The sequence below is a fragment of the Lacrimispora sp. 210928-DFI.3.58 genome (assembly GCF_020554865.1).
Classification (GTDB): Bacteria; Bacillota; Clostridia; order Lachnospirales; family Lachnospiraceae; genus Enterocloster.
The window spans coordinates 1-17,039 of record NZ_JAJCIC010000032.1 but is presented as its reverse complement, the minus strand read 5'-3'; the positions used below and the strand labels follow the sequence as shown (position 1 = coordinate 17,039).

Below are 17,039 nucleotides of genomic sequence, written 5' to 3'. Positions count from 1 at the left end.
CTCATTTCCTCCAGTTTGCTTCGTAATCATTGATCTCCATGATCGCTGCCGTGACCATCTTAGTCCGTTCAAACAGAGAATCCACCACAGCGCATTCCTCCTTTGTGTGGGCTCCTGTTCCCACCACTCCAAAGGAACACACCGTAGGGACTCCTGCCGCTGCCAAAAACGAGGCGTCTGAATTGCCCCCCACAAAAATGGAGCCAAAGGGCGGGAATCCATTCTTAGTAAGCACTCCGTTGACGTAATCTAACAGGCGGTGATTGGCTTCTGTCTCCTCAAAGGCCGGCATGGGGGACAGAAATTCCACTTCCGTTCTGGTTCCTTCGATAAATGTCCGGCTGCACACTTCCCTCACTTTTTGGCATATGGGATCCATATCACTGACCCTGTTATAACGGATATCCAACTCTGCCTCACACAGATCCGGAACCACATTGGACACTGTCCCACCATGGATCACATCCACGCTGACTACTACCCCTTCCTCATACCTGGTAAGGTTCTGGAGAAGGGGGATCTTGTAAGCCATCTCTGCAATGGCATTCCTTCCCTTCAGGAAATCATTCCCCACATGACCGCCTACGCCATGGACGGTAACGTGACAGTCCACACCGCCCTTGCGCCCAGTGGTGAGACAGTTGTCCGGCCTTCCGATCTCCATGTTAAAGGCACACAGGCCCCCCTTTGCCTCCTCCATCAGGATCCGGCTGCTGATGGAGCCTGTATGTCCGATCTCCTCATCTCCCACTAGGATGATCTTGACCGGCCTTTCCCCATAGCCCAGATAATGGAGGGCTTTGACTGCATAAAGCATGATGGTAATGCCGCCCTTCATGTCGATCACCCCCGGACCGTATGCCTTTCCGTCCTCTATGCGGAATGGATCCTCCGGATAGCTGCCCTCCGGAAAAACAGTATCTGCATGTCCGCTTAGGATAACAGGCCTTCCCGGCCTGTCAGGGCCGTCTACGACGATCAGCACATTGGCATTCCCCTGGGAATCCTCCAGACGGCAGGCAAGGCCTTCTGCCTCAAAGCTCTCCTTCAGAAAATCCATCACCCGGTTGACCTTTTCCTTTTCCCTGGAACTGCCCTGCATATTCACCAGTTTTTCCCAAAAACGGATCATATCTTCCCTGTGGGCTTCAATGTACTGGCGGATTGGCTCCATATATGATTCCATCGCATTCTCTCCTCTTGATTTTGACATATCATATTAGCAAATTACCACTTTATCATACTGCATCCCAAAAGCAATGGCAAGCTTTTTTATAGCAAACCTGCATGCGCCCGGCGGACATTCTCTCTGGGCCTCCCAGTGCCAGCGGCTCCGCCCCTTTTTCCATTTCTGGAAGCCATGCTCATGTAAAACTGGTAATACGTCATATCGGAAGTGACTATCTGAAAATATGTAAAGATCGCTATCACACGTTGGGAATGAAAGAACTGTATGCAGAAAGAAACCGTAGAACAACTCTTTGAATCAGCGAAAACATAGATTCCGGTTTGCACAGATGTACGCAAAAGCCCGGATAAAAATAAGACCCTCTCTCTTCGAGAAGGTCTTAAAAACTGGGCTACAAGGATTCGAACCTTGAAAATGACGGAGTCAGAGTCCGTTGCCTTACCATTTGGCGATAGCCCATTAACACAACAAAATATATTATACGATAGAAACGGTTTTTCGTCAAGCACTTTTTACAAGTTTTTTCCTTTTTCTTTCCAACTATCTCCTTCCCAGTATCTCTTGGAGCTTTTTCATGGAGCGGTTGTATTTTGAGAGCTCTGTGGCAAGGGGAAGCTTAAGAGCCTTTGCCACCTCCCGGTGCTTCATGCCGGCGGCTGCGTGGAGGAGCACGATCTGGCGCTCCTGCCTGCTGATCTTTTCCAAGGCATCTAAGAGCACACGGCGGTCTGCTGCCTGCTCTAAGGACTCGCATACCATCCCCTCCTCCCGGCCCTCCAGCTCCTCTAATCCAATGTGGGAACGGCTCTTCTGCTCTCTGAAACGCATATAGCACAGGTTCTTTGCAATGGTAAAGAGCCAGGCCATAGGCTTTCCCTGGGGCACATAGGAGCCTGCCTTTGTCCACACGCTCAAATATGCCTCCTGCATCAGGTCCTCGGCCTCATGGGGGCTTTTGGTCAGGGACAGGATATAGCTGTAGAGAGGCCGGGCCGTTTCCTGGTAAAACTGGCGGAAGGCTTCCCTGTCTCCTTCTCCTATGGCCTTGATCATTTCCTCCTGTGACACGTGAAGCACCCCCATTCCGGGGACCAGCCCTTCTCCTGCCTGCCGGACGCCAGAGGGGCCCTGGCAGCCCGCTCTATGCGCCTGATAAAAAGCTGTTTTCTATGGTGATAACGCAGACGCACCTCTTATCCCGCCTGCGCACCTCATCGCTGATCCTTACCTTCAGTTTGCCCAGAATATCCGGCTTATATTCCCTGGGCACTACCAGGTCAAAGATCAGATTGATGCGCTCCACTCCGTCCACCATCCTGAAATCGTGAAAGCTTAAGCGGCTGTCGATTTCCCCTAATACCTCCAGCACCATGGATTTAAACTGGAGCACCCGCTCATCATGGGTCTCCACAGGGTCCATGTGTATCACCAGCATCAGTCCAAACCTTCTGTAAGCCTCCCGCTCGATCCGGTCAATGATCTCGTGGGAGATCTCGATATCCCGGTCATTGGGGACCTCTGCATGGATGGAGGCCATGCTTTTTGACGGACCGTAATTGTGGACGATCAGGTCATGTGTCCCGACGATCCCGTCAAAACCCTCCACAAAATTAGTGATCTGATTGTAAAGCTCAGGATCAATGGCTTCGCCGATCAGAGGAGCCAGGGTATCCTTCGCGATATTGACGCCTGCGATCATAACCACCACAGACACCACAAGACCTACAATGCCGTCAATATTCCATCCCAGAAGGCCATACACACCAATGGACAGAATGGTGGAGGAGGTTGTTGCCACGTCCCCCATAGCATCTGCTGCCGTAGCCAGCATGACTTTGGAGTTGATCCTGTTCCCCAGCCTTCTGTTAAAGGCTGAGAGCCACAGCTTCACGCAGACGGAAAGGACCAGTATCAGGAGCGATACCCATTTAAAGGTCAATGTCTCCGGGTGGAACACCTTTCCCAGAGAGGTCTTAAACAGGGAAAAGCCCACCTGAATGACAAGGAAGGCCACGATAAAGGCCGCTATGTATTCGATCCTCCCATGTCCAAAGGGATGGTCATCATCCGCCGGCTTTTCTGCCATCTTCACGCCCACAAAGCCTATGATGGAGGAGGCGGCATCTGACAGATTGTTAAATGCATCTGCCATAACAGAAATACTGTTTACCAGCACACCGATAAACAGCTTTCCGCAAAACAGCAGGATATTGCAGAAGATCCCTACCATGCTTGCGAGGGTGCCGTAGGACGTCCGCACTCCGGCGTCCTCCACCTGCTCATAATTCTTTACAAAACGCTTAACCAATAATTCTGTCATGTTTCCTCACCGTACTCTACTTTTTCCAAAAACAGGCCCTGCGCCGGGGCTGTGAATCCGGCAGCCTTTCTGTCCCCTGCTACTAAAAGGACATCCATCTCCTCCGGCCTCCTGTCTCCTAAGCCCACCTCGATGAGCGTCCCCGTCAGGATGCGCACCATCTGCTGGAGGAAACCGTTTCCCGTAAACCGTATATGGAGCTTTGTGTCATCCGGCCTCTCAAAGCGTATCTCTTCAATGGTGCGCACCGTGGATTTCTTCCTATTTTTATTACCGCAGAAGCTCTTATAATCGTGGGTTCCCACCAGCCTGGCAGCTGCCGCTTTCATCTGTTCCACATCCAGGGCCCTTCCCAGACCGTAATAATATCCCCGCTGAAAGACATCCTTCTTGGGTCCCATCTCGATCTGATAGCGGTAGGTCTTCCTCACTGCATGGAAGCGGCTGTGAAATCTTGGGGCTGCTATGCGGCAGTCTGTGATGCAGATATCTTCCGGCAGGTAACGGTTTAAATATACCATAACATCCTCCGCAGAAGATCCCGGTCCCAAATGGAAATTCGCTACCTGGGCCTCTGCATGTACCCCGGCATCCGTTCTGCCGGAGCCGTGGACCTCTACCGGGCATCCTGCCATTTTCTCCAAAACAGCCTCCAGCTTTCCCTGGATCGTCTTCTCCGTATTCCCCTGCTTCTGCCATCCATCGTATCTGCTGCCGTCATAGGCCAGCTCTATCCTGTAGTTCACGTTTCCCGCCAACCCCCTTTTTTTCTGCCCATAAGCCACATTGTCACAGCCATTCCTGCCGCCACACCGCACATATCCAGCCATACATCCGATATCTGCCCGGAACGTCCCCTCACAAACAGCTGGATGGTCTCATCCACAAAGGGAACCGCTGCTCCCAGCTCCACCGCTGCCCGAAGCCCTTTTCTCTCCCCTCTCCTCCACACAGAAAAGCTCATAATGAGAAGGATTCCCAAGCCCGCATACTCGGTAAAATGGGCCCACTTTCTCACGATATGCTCTGTCAGCCAGAAAAGCTCAAGTCCTGCCTGAGAGGAAAGCTTAAGCAGCATTTCTAAAAAATGACCGCTTTCCATAGAGGAAATATCTGCGGGCATCAGAGAATTTCCGTAGATCATGCACACATAGGCAATCAAAAGAATATACCAAACCTTTTTTCTGTCCATAGGCTCCTTTATACTATGATTCGCAGACCGGCAGGAAAGGCCGTTCTGCGAATCCCTCTGTCATAACATTCTAATCCGGCAGTATGCCGCTTTCCTTCACAGCCTTTATGGCCTTATGAAGCATTTCCTCATCCTGTACAAGGGCCAGGCGGACAAAGCCTTCCCCGGAGGGCCCAAAGGCGCTTCCCGGTGTTACCATGACGCCTGCCTTTTCCACCAGCTCTATCACGAACTCCTCCGAGGTCTTGAAGTTCTCCGGAATAGCCGCCCACACGAACATGGTGGCTGCCGGACGCTCCATATTCCAGCCAATGGAGGAAAAGCCATCGCACATAATATTCCTTCTGGTCTCGTAGGCTGCCCGCGTCACAGCCACACAGGACTGATCCCCGGTAATAGCCGCCACAGCCGCTTTCTGTATCGGAAGGAACATGCCGTAGTCCATATTGGATTTTAACAGCTTCAGCTTTGAAACCACCTCTTTGTTTCCCAGGCAGAAGCCGATCCTTGCCCCTGCCAGACCGTAGGTCTTTGAGAGGGAGTTAAATTCCACCCCCACTTCTTTTGCCCCTGGGAAACGCAGGAAGCTTCCGCAGGTCCTTCCGTCAAATACCAGATCGCTGTAGGCATTGTCGTGGAGCACGATAATATCGTATTTCTTTGCAAATGCGATCAGCTCCTCATAAAAGCTGTCCGGCGCCATAGCCGCCGTGGGATTGTTGGGGTAGGACACCACCATGAGCTTTGCCCTCTTCGCCGCATCCTCCGGGATATCCTTGAGCTGGATGATATAGCCATTTTCCTTTTTCTGCGGCATATAGACAAGCTCTGCACCTGCGATCTGGGGACCGTCACCAAATACCGGATAGCATGGATCCGGAACCAATACCACATCTCCTCCATCTGCGATGGAAAGGGCAATGTGGGCCAAACCCTCCTGGGAACCCAAAAGGGAGCAGACCTCCGTCTCAGGATCAAGCTCTACCCCATAACGTCTCTCATACCACCCTGACACTGCCTCCAAAAGCTCCCTTGTATCGCTTATGGCATAGACATAGTTTTTCGGGTCTGCCGCTGCTTTGCACAGCGCCTCTGTAATATGGGCCGCAGGCGGGATATTGGGGGCGCCGATGCTTAGGTCGATGACCTCCTCCCCTGCTGCCAGCTTCTGTTTTTTCATTTCTGCCAGCTTTGAAAAAATGCCTTCCCCAAAGCGGTCCATCCTCTTTGCAAATTTCATTTTAAAAACCTCATTTCCTGATTATCTATTTAAAATCCTGCCAGACATACAATAATGGGCAGAAACACCGCCGGAAGCATGTTCCCGATCTTGATCCGGCTTCCCGTTGTCAGGTTAAGCCCTAAGGCAAAGATCAAAATAGAGCCGATACAGGACATCCGCCCGATCATAAGCTCTGTGAGATACGGCTTCACCACGCCTGCAAGCAGCGTGATCCCTCCCTGGTAGATTCCCACCGGAATCATAGAAAATGCCACGCCAATGCCCATTGCCGCGGCAAATACCACCGACAGCACTCCGTCCATGATGGACTTTGCAAACAGGGTAGTGTAATTGTGGCTTAGGCCGTCCTCTAAGGCTCCCACGATCGCCATGGCCCCCACGCAGTACATGAGGGAGCTGGTGACAAAGGCATCCACAAAGGTGGAGCTTGCATGGCCTGCCGGGATTTTCGACTTACACCACTCTCCGGTCCGCTCCAGCTTATCTTCAATATTCATCCACTCCCCTATGGCTGCTCCAACCACCATGCAGCCGATCATAAGCATGGTGTCCCTCGTCTCAAAGCCCGCGCCCTTCACGGACAGCAGGCCGCTCAGGGCACCTGTGGCCCCTATAAAGATGGTGCAGAGCCCCACCCCTCCTGTTATGGTGTCCTGAAACCGTTTTGGAAGCCCTCCTTTTAACAGCAGCCCCGCTGCGCTGCCGATCAAGATAGCCGCCATATTTACAATTGTTCCTAATCCTGTCATGTTTGATACCTGCCTGTTTTTCTGACTTTTCTTTCCTAAAAAAGTCCATTGTTTCTATTATAGTATATCGCACGAAAAAATCAATATGGCAAGTCTCCATATTTTTACCGGATCTATTTTGGACTTGCCCATTGATTTTACCTTTCTTCTAAATTACAATAAAATTACTAACTATCAGGAGGAGATCAATGAACATCGGATTTATCGGAATTGGAATCATGGGAAAATCCATGGTGAGGAATTTAATGAAGGCCGGCCATGAGGTAGCCGTTTACAACCGCACAAAGGCGAAAGCCGAGGATGTAGTGGCAGAGGGAGCACTATGGTGCGATTCCGTGGCGGAGTGTGCCGCCGGACGCGATATTGTCATTACCATTGTTGGATATCCAAAGGATGTAGAGGAAGTATATTTTGGGGAGAATGGAATTTTAAAGAACTGCGCAAAGGGCACTGTTATCATCGACATGACCACCACCAGCCCTAAGCTGGCTGTCCGCATCTATGAGGAGGCAAAGGCCCTGGGACTCCATGCCCTGGATGCCCCGGTCACGGGAGGAGACGCAGGCGCAAAGGCCGGAACTCTCACGATCCTGGCCGGCGGCGACAAGGAGGTCTTTGACAGCTGCCTTCCTGTATTGGAAGCCATGGGAAAGACGATCCGCTATGAAGGGAAGGCCGGAAATGGACAGCACACAAAGATGTGCAACCAGATTGCCATTGCCGGAGCTCTTTCCGGCGCCTGCGAGGCCATTGCCTATGCAAAGGCCGTGGGACTGGACACAAGGCTTATGCTGGATTCCATCAGCACCGGCGCTGCCGGAAGCTTCCAGATGACAAATGTAGCCGCAAAGACACTGGATGACAACTATGAACCAGGCTTTTTCTTAAAACATTTCATCAAGGATATGTCCCTTGCCTCTGAGGAAGCCCTTGCAGCGGGGACACGCCTGGATGTACTGGATCAGGTCCTGGGAGCCTGCCGTAAGCTGGAGGCTCAGGGCATGGGTGATCTGGGTACACAGGCTCTGATGAAATATTATGGGAAATAGATCTTCTGTAAAACAAAGCAGGATCTGTCAGGGAATCACTCCCCGCAGATCCTGCTTTTATCTTTCCAGTGCTTTGTGCGCAGCTGCTGCAGACACTCAGCACCTGTATTTTGACATTTATGACTCTTCCGTCTTTTTCTTCTTACGTGAACCGCTCCAAGCATACATTACCAGTGCAAGGGCGATGACGCCGTAGGAAATGAATACGCGGAAATACTCGCCGATCGCTGCATCGCCAAACAGGTTCTTACCTGCAGATGGTGCTACGATGAACAGCAGATGGAACAGGATACAGCCAAGGAGTGCCTGTCCATTGGTCGCCTTCTTAATGGAAGCGCCGCCTACCAGGATAGCCGCACCTGCGTACAGACCGACCTGCTCGTGAGCGCCATAGGTCTGGAAGGAACCCATATTCTGGACAAAGATCAGCTGGCCCCAGCCTGCCAGCACGGTGGAGATCATGATCGCGATCACGCGGACACGGTCCACATTGATACCGGATGCATTGGCAACCGTACGGTTCTGTCCCACTGCGCGGAACTGCTGGCCAATCCTTGTCTTCATGAGCGCATTGTTAAACAGGCACAAAAGACCTACTACCAGGAAGGTCACAAGGGGAACCGTTACCATACTAAACAGGGCTGCCACAGCCGGGATCTGATAAAGCACCACAGCTGCAACGCATATTCCAATGCGGATCCCTGCCTTTTTGGTATCCAGCTTCTTCATCAGGACCATGATGACCGTAATAACGGCAATCGCTCCGCAGACAATGTACAGCGCTGTCCCAAAGGGAACGCGGAGCAGGCCGTCCAGGGCATACTTAAAGCCGCGCTCTGTTGAAAGGTCAATGGTATTTGCCACACCGGTGGATCCCTTGATGACCAGTCCGGGAGCATTTAAGGGGATCAGGTTGCCGAAGATGAACAAAAACAGCAGCTGGTACAATCCATTTGCAAAATAGCCAAGGATCAGGCCGCCGATCATCTCCTGCCCTTTCATTTTATTCATCAGCTTGCCGATCAGCATTCCAAAGAAAGCTGCGATCGGCATTGTCATCACCATTGCCACAAGGAAACCGCCAAGACCAGTGATTCCCCATTCGATCACCCAGAGGGCCGCGATCTGAGCAGCCATAGCGCCGATAGTGATGGCGAAGTTGATACCCATACCTGCGATGATCGGGATGATCAGGGCAAGTACGATAAATGCATTTCGGCTCAGACGGCCAAACAGTTCATACATCACATAAGGTACCGTCTGTCCGGAACAGATCAGACAGATGATACACAGTACGATGAACATGATCGTAACTGCATTATTCTGCAGTATCTCACGAAAATCAAATTTATTACGCACGTGAATCACCTCCTGACTTTGTCAGTGCATACAGGATAATACCGTTGGAGATCAGGATACGCAGTGTCTCCGAAATCGTGGAGCCTGGAACCAGCACATTCGCAACCGGCATACCCAGTGTCAAAACACCCTGGAACAGGAATGTACCGATCAGCACATGGCTGATCTTACACCGGCTTGTGGAAGCGCCGCCGATCAGGATCGCAGATGCTGCTATGAAGCCCATCTGCCTCGGAGCAGTATAAAGCTGCATAAAGCCGTAGCTCTGAGAATAAACCAGGATACCAATGGCACCGATCACAGTGGAGAGCACAGTTCCGATGATGCGCATCTTATCCACATTGATACCCGTGGATTCTGCAAAGCGTGGATTATTTCCCACTGCCTGCATGGCCTCACCTGTCTTGCTGCGGGTAAACAGCCAAACCAGAACACAGCTGAGAACCATGAACAGCAGCAGTCCTGTGGGAACTGCAAAGCTTCCGATATTAAATGCCAGGAAATTATTCAAAATGTGTTTGAAGTTGGTAGAATCCAGACCGATGGTGTTACGAAGGCCTGTACCCAGCGGCCACCGCAGCTTCAGGGAAGTAAAGGGCAGTACCAGCCATGCAATACACATCAGGGAAACGATGGAAAATCCAACATAGGTTGTTACGGACATCTCATCTCCCTTTAACCGGTTTAACAGCAGTCCATAGAGATAACCGCAGACTGCAGCCAGCAGGGAACCGACCACAATGGCAAACAGGAAGCCTCCCCAGCCAGGGATCCCCAGCTCAATGGTCAGAAGTCCTCCGATCAATCCTGCTACCAGACCAATGGGAAGGCCCAGGTTCAGGCTGATACCGCACTGGATACCCGGAACCATGGCAAGTACCATGATAGAGTTCATACCCATACGGACAACCGTGTTGCTGAGCAGCGTCGGCAGGGACAGGTCATACCACAGTGTCATAAAGCAGAGCAGGATAAAGAATACTCCAATGATAACACGGGGGATACCAAGCTTTGCAACCAGCAGTTCATAAAACAGCAGAAGTACCGCAACAACCACCAGCGCCACTGCCAGATAGATCATATCGTCCGCATGGCGGATCAGGCTGTTCCCGGTCGTCTTCGGCGCATTGCTCTGCTCCATATAACGGTCATACTGAGTGGAAAAGCTGTCGCCGGACTGATATAAGATTCCCTGAACAGTATCCTCCAGAGTCTCTAACGCCTCATCGGTAAGGACCGGATAGATTGCCTTCAGCTCTTTGCCAACATTCTCATAAGTCTTTCCGGCTTCCTCCAGCTTCTGGATCATTTCCGGTGTTGGTTCAAAGCCGGACATATCCACTACGACTTCCTCGTCCTCAGGAATCTCCTCTCCGGCTGCAAGCATTTCTTCATGCTTTGCCTCCAAAGCGGCCTGGGCTTCCTCGTAATGGGCTTCCTCATAGGCAGCACGTGCCTCAGCCTCTGCATCTGCATAAGCCTTTACAGCCTCGGTGTACACAGTGACGGCTGCTGAAAGACCTGTTGTGTCGATCTGAGAATAATCTGTCTGCGCGGAATCAGAATACAGGGCACGTGTCTCCTCCTCTGCCTTTGCAACAGCCTCACGGATCGCTGCCATACCGCCACCTGATGCCCTTGCTGCTTCCTGGGCCTCTGCTTTTGCGATCGATACATAGCTCTCGACCACACTGTCTCCTGTTGCATTGAGCAGGGTATAGATGCGCAGCTTCTGCAGAATTTCCTCACCGGCCGCATTGTTCTGCTTTGGAAGGTTGACAGCCCCCAGCACCAGACACACGGCAGCCACAAGGCCGAGGAGTATGGAAAGAAGTTTTCTTATTTTACTTTTTGTCATGCTTCCACTCCTCCCTTCTCTATATGCTCAGAGGGCTTGATACCGGACATTGCCAGACCAAAATCCGCATCCGATGCATGAGGTGACAGGATATCCACCAGCTTGCCCTCTGATACGATCGCAATGCGGTCAGATATGCTGCGCAGCTCCTGAAGCTCAGAGGAAACGATCACAACTGTCATCCCCTGTTCACGGTTCAGCTTTACCAATGTCTCCAGCACCAGCTTCTTTGCACCGATGTCAATACCACGGGTGGGCTCAGATACGAACAAAAACTTTGGCGACATACACAGCGCTCTCGCGATACATACCTTCTGCTGATTACCGCCGGAAAGCGTCCCGGAGAACTGAGTCGGCCCGAAGCAGCGGATATCCAGATCCTGGATCATCTTTTCTGCCAGCTTGCGGATCTCCTTACTGTTCTTTAAGGAAAACGGCCCGAATTTATGCAAGTATTCTCCGCGGATCTGCATAGCATTGAATACAATATTGTCCTCGATAGAACGGTCTAACAGCAGGCCTACGCCCTTTCGGTCCTCAGAAACCATGGCGATCCCTGCATTCAAAGCTTCCTTTGTGTCCCCGATCTTCAATGGCTGTCCAAACAGCTCTACCTCGCCGGAAACATCATAAAGTCCCATAACGCCGTTGGGGATTCCCAGCTTGCCCTGTCCGGCCAGACCTCCGATACCGAAGATCTCACCCTCATATACATCCATGGAAAGACCATGCACGCTCTCTCCCGGCATATCTACATGGAGATCCTTCACACGAAGGGCAACCTTTTCACATGGCACCGGACGCTCCTCTGCTTCTACCACAGCTTCCCCTTTTCGTCCGATCATAAGCTCTGCCAGCTCCACAATAGAAGTCTCGCTGGTCTTGCGGGTCGCTGCAAGCTTGCCGTCACGGAGAATCGTGATGCTATTGGAGGCAGCGATAACCTCATCCAAGCGGTGGGTAATAAAGATAATGGCAATGCCACTCTCTGAAATTTTCTTCATAACGGAGATCAGCTGCGTTGCCTCAGACTCTGTCAGAACAGCGGTGGGCTCATCAAATACCAGCAGCTTGATACCGGTTTTATCAATTTCTCTTGCAATTTCTACGAACTGCATATATCCAACAGGCAGTCCCTGTACCATCGTAAATTCGTCAATGTTCATGCCCACGCTGTCTAATGCCTTGCGGGCATCCTTTGACATCGCCTTCATATCCAGGGTTTCCAGATTCTTACCCAGAACGCGGCTTACCGGATTAGGATGTGTGATTTCACGGTTTAATTTGATATTTTCTGTAATGGTAAATCCAGGAAGCAGCATAAACTCCTGGTGTACCATGCCGATGCCCTTCTGCATCGCATCATGAGGAGAGAGAATATGTGCATCTCCTCCGTCAAGAAGGACCTGTCCTTCGAAACCGCCGGTATTATGGATCACCGGCATACCAAAAAGGATGTTCATCAATGTGGACTTTCCTGCTCCGTTTTCACCAAGCAGTGCATGGATCTCACCCTTTTTCACAGAGAGCGAAACATCGCTCAGAACGGTATTCTCACCGTAGCGTTTCGTAATGTTCTTCATTTCAAGAACATATTCACTGTTCATGTCAAAACCCCTTTCTCTCAACGGGCAGGGGTTTTTCCTGCCCGTGCGCCTGCATGTTCCGGCGCAGGTACGGTAGCTATCCTTGAGCGTACTTGAATACGCTCTAAAAAACCAGGCTCATCCGTCAGGTTGGATGAGCCTGTTCGCATACTCATGGAAGATTTATTTCAGATAATCGTTGAAATCGATCGGAGCAAGAAGGATGGTGTAGTAGTTGTCAAACTCTGTACCCTCTGCATTCTTGTAGAAACCAATTTTAGCGCCTTCAACCTTGTTGTTGAACATCTCTTTCAGCTTCTCGGAATCATTCTTCTCAGCAACCTCACCCTCGATGTAAGCCTTTGCATACTCAACACCTATTTCGATGATGGTCATAGCAACTGGAGAAGCCCATGTAGAGAAACGTCCTACTGCATCATGCTCCTGCAGCTTAGCAGCGATCTGAGTTAATGCTTCCTCGTCATCTCCGCCGATAGCCAGCTCAAGGCCCAGAGTTGCCGGGAATGCATGGTATGGGCTTGGGCAGCATGGCTGTGGATAGTAAGCATTCGGCTCATCCAGACAAGCGGCCTGCAGAGATGGCTGCATACCACAGTTGGTGGTGAAGAAAGCAACCTTCTTGCCCTCGTACTTCTTTAACTGCTGAGGAACATCCTCCAGGATGAACTGCTGGGATGCGGACAGACCAGCCTCTGCAGTTGGATCTGGAGCAGTTACGTCAACCAGCTCAATGCCAAGAGCATCTGCGTTCTTCTGAAGCAGCTCATGACGTGCTACGATCAGCTCCATCGCCATATGACGTGGGAAGGAATAGTGAACAAGTACATCGATGCCCCACTCAGCGCACTTCTCCATGATGGTGTCGCCCTGCGCAGCCTCGTCAGCGTACATAACAATATCAGCTGCTGCCGCGATAACGGCCGGATCCTCCTGAGGAGTACCAGCGATCAGCAGGATATCATCACGGCCCATCTCACGGACCTTATCAAAACCTGCCTTTGCACCAGGAACTGCCTGACACATAACGATAGCCTTTACATCAGGATCAGATGCGAAGGATACGATCTGGGAAACGGTTGTCTCCATCTCAGACATGAAGTTGTCCGGATAGGTTGCAGTTACAATGTGCTCTGGGCCATAAGTAGCTAATGCCTTCTCAGCAGCGCGGAACTCCTCCTCGCCCTGGGATACAGTACCTGTTAAAATAGCAATCTTCCAGTTGCCGTCGGACTCTGATGCAGCCTCTGCTGCTTCCGTTACAGCTTCCTCAGCTGCTGCTTCTGTTGTCTCTGCTGCAGGTGCTGCAGTTGTCGGTGCCTCTGTTGCTGCTGTCTTAGAGCCGCATCCTACCATGGAGAATGCCATTACAGCTGCCAGAGTAAGGCTTAATAATCTTTTTTTCATTCTCTCTCTCCTTTTTACTTTCTTCGGTCCTGCTATTATCCACCCTTTGAATATTTCACAAAGTTATGATAAATGGGCAAAAACCATAGTAAACATTATAGCATAAAAATATACTTTATGTCTACTAAAAATATTTTATTTTTACATTTTCCTTACTTTTCTAATAAAAATTGTATCCAAATAATAACTAAAATGATAATATTTTCTGTTTTTTATAAATATTTCAAAAAATTTTTTATCTAAAGTTTCGTGCTTTATTTAAGTAAATCATCAAATCAGTATTTTAAAAGACTGCAGTCTTACTTTATTTTCTAAAGTTCTTTCCCTTTTCCAGAAATGGCTATTGGAAAATCATTGGCAAATAACTTCTCTTTTTCATATAGATATGGTAACAGATCAAATGGAGGCTGCTATGTCCCAATACACACCAACAACAGGTACGATCGTTGATATTAACTGGCAGAGCACAAACCCGGCTGAGATCGGCTGTGGCCTGATGCTGACCCTGCAGAGCCAGGATCAGGGCATTGTAAACATCCTCGTGGATGGCTCCACCTATGTTTTCCATAATACGCCCTTAAACACAGGTGATACTGTTACCTGCTTTTATTCTACTCTTGCACCTGTTCCCCTGATCTATCCTCCCCAATATCAGGGAGTTGCCATTGTCCACACTCCTGCAGGCGTTTATGCTGCATTGGATACTTTCACCCAGAGCTTTTATGGCAGACAGCTGGTAAATTCTGACGATACCCTTCGTTTAAACCTTTCCAACCAGACCCAGCTTGTTCTGCCCAACGGCCAGCCCTTTGGCGGAGTCCTGTCAGGAAAGCTGCTGTTAGTGATCTACGGCGCCACAACGCGCAGCATCCCGGCTCAGACAACGCCGGATGAGATCGTTGTATTCTGTGGTGATACGGTCTGATGACAAAAAGACAGAGGGCGGGGCTTCCACTCTCTGTCTTCTTTCTATCTTTACTTTTTAATAGCTGAGCATCTTATTATAGTCGTCAATGATCTCAGATATCGTCTCATTAAATTTCTGGATCGTACCATCTTCTGCGAAACTGCTCCTCAGCATGAACTCATCCACCGGCTTCTGTTCCCTTACTCGCTGGAACAGCTCAGTGAGCGTTGTTTTGGACTCCTTGATCGCATCATCAAACAGGCTGAAATAGCCAGAATTGATCGGGTAGCCTTCCTCGTACATGCCGTCCTCGTCTGCCAGATAGTCCAGGCAGATCTGTACCTCCTCCACATATTGGTCATAAAGCTCCTGGAGAGCTTCGATATCCAACTCCAATATGCAGGTATCGTCAATACCCTGCTCATAGATCGCAGTCTGGATCTCCTGAGCTGTGTCGATCATTTTGTTGATCGCATAGGTTGCTTCATAGCCGTCTGCCTTCAGCTGCTCCATACTGGCCTCACGCCTCTCCGCTGCAACTGCTGACAGCTTATCTAAAAATGCATTGCCCAGAGTCTCATACTCCGCATAATCCTTCCAAATGACTGCATGGAGTTCTTTTCCCTTTGCATAGTCATCATCCAGATAGGACTTCATATCGGTGTACTCCTCCACCTCATCCAGAGTCGTTGCCAGCTCATACATCGCGGGATAAAGAGACAGGAAAATTTCATCCAGCTCATCCTTTTCTTTCTTCTGCTCTGCAAGCTCCTTTGCGTCATCCATCTTTGTATAAAAGGTGCTCACGGAAGAAAGGCACCAGTAGTCCTCATCCAACGGCACAAATTCCTCCTGGAAATCCACATATTTAAAATAGCTTGCGATAACATCACTGAAGCGATCCACCATGATATTATTAATATCAATATATAAATTGTACAGCTCCAGATCAGCTGCCTCTTCCTCCAATGCACTTGCCTCTGCTTCCTCTGCTGACTCTGTACCGGCCTCCTCTTCCTTCTTCTCTTTTGTCTCCTCGGCGGTCAATGCCTCTACCGGAAAGGCCTTCTTGGATTCTCCATCTCCACCACACCCGGTTATCATGGATGCGGTCATCGCGGCTGCGCAGACTGCTGCCATTACCTGCTTTTTCATTACATATCCTCCTCCGCACATGGATTTTATATCCTGTCTATCCATATTACTACAAATCATCGAAAAGTAAAAGAGAATGTTGAGAATATCTCGTAAGCTATATAGGGTTCGCTGCGATGGTAGCCCAATTTTTCTGCCAAAGCGATTGACCATAGGTTATGTGCATCCCAGCTTGGATATAAGCCTCTGTCCAGGCACTCTAAGATCAGGCTGGCTCCGCAGGCAGTGGCAAGGCCTTTTCTGCGGAAAAGCGGATCAGTATCGATCTCAATCTCGATCCCCATTTTATATCTGGAATAGGAAGATGCGCCGGATACGATCTTCCCATCTTTTAAAGCCACAATACCCAGGCCTGTTTTTGAAAAAGCTTCATAATCCGCAAATTGAGATACCAGATCTTTGCTCCAATCAGATAACCTGCAGGCCTCGTACAGGCTTTTATCGATATTCTTTAGAAGATAACCATCCTCCAGCCTGGCAGCCAATCTCTGAAGCCTTTTTCTGTCAAAGGCTTCCGGCTCCTTTTTCGTAGCATAGCGCTGTATCTTTCTGGCCTTTTCCCCATAAACATCCTCAATCAGTGCGGCCCACTGTTCATTCTGCGGAACCATGATCACAAATTCCTTCTTGCTGCCTTCCGGCCTAAACAGCACCAGCTCCCTGTCCGGCTCCCCTGCAAGGAATATAAAATCTCCCAGAGCCGCCATGACAGAACGTTTTTCCCTGCCATACAGCTCACCCATTGTTCCATCTAAACAGGACCAGATGATCGTCTCCTCCCAATCACCGAATACGGAACGAACATCATCCCCATGAAAAATTCTTTGAATCATATCATCTACCAGACTTTCCTTAAAACAAGATCAAACATGTCTTCAAGGTGTCTTCCATCCAGGAAAACACAAAAAAGAAAAAAGCCTTGATATAATCAAAGCCTTTTCACATATTAAAAAGCGCGAGACGGGATTCGAACCCGCGGCCCCCACCTTGGCAAGGTGGTGCTCCAC

Annotated in this window: 15 protein-coding genes and 1 tRNA gene; 2 read left to right on the top strand and 14 right to left on the bottom strand. The window is 50.0% G+C overall.

Translation table 11 applies throughout. The features are described 5' to 3' along the window. Nucleotide 1: 1 nt before the first annotated feature. From LIZ87_RS17035 to LIZ87_RS17000, 8 genes are all read right to left on the bottom strand, one after another. Nucleotides 2–1,186 (bottom strand): M20 family metallopeptidase, encoded by a 1,185-nt coding sequence (locus LIZ87_RS17035; protein ID WP_227148571.1) that lies wholly within the window; start codon nucleotides 1,184–1,186, stop codon nucleotides 2–4. A gap of 389 nt (nucleotides 1,187–1,575) precedes the next feature. After that, nucleotides 1,576–1,648 (bottom strand) — tRNA-Gln (locus LIZ87_RS17030). An 81-nt stretch (nucleotides 1,649–1,729) separates the two neighbouring features. Next, nucleotides 1,730–2,272, bottom strand: coding sequence for an RNA polymerase sigma factor (locus tag LIZ87_RS17025; protein WP_227148570.1), 543 nt, complete (start codon nucleotides 2,270–2,272; stop codon nucleotides 1,730–1,732). A gap of 58 nt (nucleotides 2,273–2,330) precedes the next feature. Then, nucleotides 2,331–3,509: a cation diffusion facilitator family transporter gene (locus LIZ87_RS17020; RefSeq protein WP_178315832.1), complete on the bottom strand. Its 1,179-nt coding sequence runs from the start codon at nucleotides 3,507–3,509 to the stop codon at nucleotides 2,331–2,333. Continuing rightward, nucleotides 3,506–4,255 (bottom strand): tRNA pseudouridine(38-40) synthase TruA, encoded by a 750-nt coding sequence (gene truA / locus LIZ87_RS17015; protein WP_227148569.1) that lies wholly within the window; start codon nucleotides 4,253–4,255, stop codon nucleotides 3,506–3,508. The genes LIZ87_RS17020 and truA overlap by 4 nt, the downstream gene beginning before the upstream one ends. After that, nucleotides 4,252–4,701: a VanZ family protein gene (locus LIZ87_RS17010; protein ID WP_227148568.1), complete on the bottom strand. Its 450-nt coding sequence runs from the start codon at nucleotides 4,699–4,701 to the stop codon at nucleotides 4,252–4,254. Before LIZ87_RS17010 ends, truA begins: the two co-directional genes overlap by 4 nt. Nucleotides 4,702–4,771: 70 nt before the next feature. Further along, nucleotides 4,772–5,941: an aminotransferase class I/II-fold pyridoxal phosphate-dependent enzyme gene (locus LIZ87_RS17005; protein WP_227148567.1), complete on the bottom strand. Its 1,170-nt coding sequence runs from the start codon at nucleotides 5,939–5,941 to the stop codon at nucleotides 4,772–4,774. A 29-nt stretch (nucleotides 5,942–5,970) separates the two neighbouring features. After that, nucleotides 5,971–6,693: a DUF554 domain-containing protein gene (locus LIZ87_RS17000; protein WP_227148566.1), complete on the bottom strand. Its 723-nt coding sequence runs from the start codon at nucleotides 6,691–6,693 to the stop codon at nucleotides 5,971–5,973. Nucleotides 6,694–6,881: 188 nt separating this feature from the next. On the opposite strand from LIZ87_RS17000, the gene LIZ87_RS16995 reads away from it, so the two are divergent. After that, nucleotides 6,882–7,742, top strand: coding sequence for an NAD(P)-dependent oxidoreductase (locus LIZ87_RS16995; RefSeq protein WP_178315278.1), 861 nt, complete (start codon nucleotides 6,882–6,884; stop codon nucleotides 7,740–7,742). Between the two features lie 117 nt (nucleotides 7,743–7,859). Here the strand turns inward: LIZ87_RS16995 and LIZ87_RS16990 are convergent, their stop codons facing one another. The 4 genes from LIZ87_RS16990 to LIZ87_RS16975 form a co-directional block, all read right to left on the bottom strand. Beyond that, nucleotides 7,860–9,101 carry an ABC transporter permease subunit gene (locus LIZ87_RS16990; protein ID WP_227148565.1) on the bottom strand — a complete coding sequence of 414 codons (1,242 nt, stop codon included), beginning with the start codon at nucleotides 9,099–9,101 and terminating at the stop codon, nucleotides 7,860–7,862. Further along, nucleotides 9,094–10,959: an ABC transporter permease gene (locus LIZ87_RS16985; RefSeq protein WP_227148564.1), complete on the bottom strand. Its 1,866-nt coding sequence runs from the start codon at nucleotides 10,957–10,959 to the stop codon at nucleotides 9,094–9,096. The genes LIZ87_RS16990 and LIZ87_RS16985 overlap by 8 nt, the downstream gene beginning before the upstream one ends. After that, nucleotides 10,956–12,566, bottom strand: a complete 1,611-nt coding sequence (locus tag LIZ87_RS16980; RefSeq protein ID WP_178316479.1) for a sugar ABC transporter ATP-binding protein — start codon at nucleotides 12,564–12,566, stop codon at nucleotides 10,956–10,958. The genes LIZ87_RS16985 and LIZ87_RS16980 overlap by 4 nt, the downstream gene beginning before the upstream one ends. Before the next feature lie 162 nt (nucleotides 12,567–12,728). After that, entirely contained in the window at nucleotides 12,729–13,970 is a 1,242-nt protein-coding gene (locus tag LIZ87_RS16975; protein WP_227148563.1) for a DUF3798 domain-containing protein, read from the bottom strand. A gap of 385 nt (nucleotides 13,971–14,355) precedes the next feature. On the opposite strand from LIZ87_RS16975, the gene LIZ87_RS16970 reads away from it, so the two are divergent. Continuing rightward, nucleotides 14,356–14,895 carry a hypothetical protein gene (locus LIZ87_RS16970; protein WP_227148562.1) on the top strand — a complete coding sequence of 180 codons (540 nt, stop codon included), beginning with the start codon at nucleotides 14,356–14,358 and terminating at the stop codon, nucleotides 14,893–14,895. 57 nt (nucleotides 14,896–14,952) lie between these two features. Here LIZ87_RS16970 and LIZ87_RS16965 read toward each other — a convergent pair whose 3' ends face one another. Together LIZ87_RS16965 and LIZ87_RS16960 are read right to left on the bottom strand one after the other, a co-directional pair. After that, nucleotides 14,953–16,032: a DUF3829 domain-containing protein gene (locus LIZ87_RS16965; RefSeq protein WP_178315066.1), complete on the bottom strand. Its 1,080-nt coding sequence runs from the start codon at nucleotides 16,030–16,032 to the stop codon at nucleotides 14,953–14,955. Between the two features lie 56 nt (nucleotides 16,033–16,088). Next, nucleotides 16,089–16,865 carry a GNAT family N-acetyltransferase gene (locus tag LIZ87_RS16960; protein WP_178315064.1) on the bottom strand — a complete coding sequence of 259 codons (777 nt, stop codon included), beginning with the start codon at nucleotides 16,863–16,865 and terminating at the stop codon, nucleotides 16,089–16,091. Nucleotides 16,866–17,039: the final 174 nt, after the last annotated feature.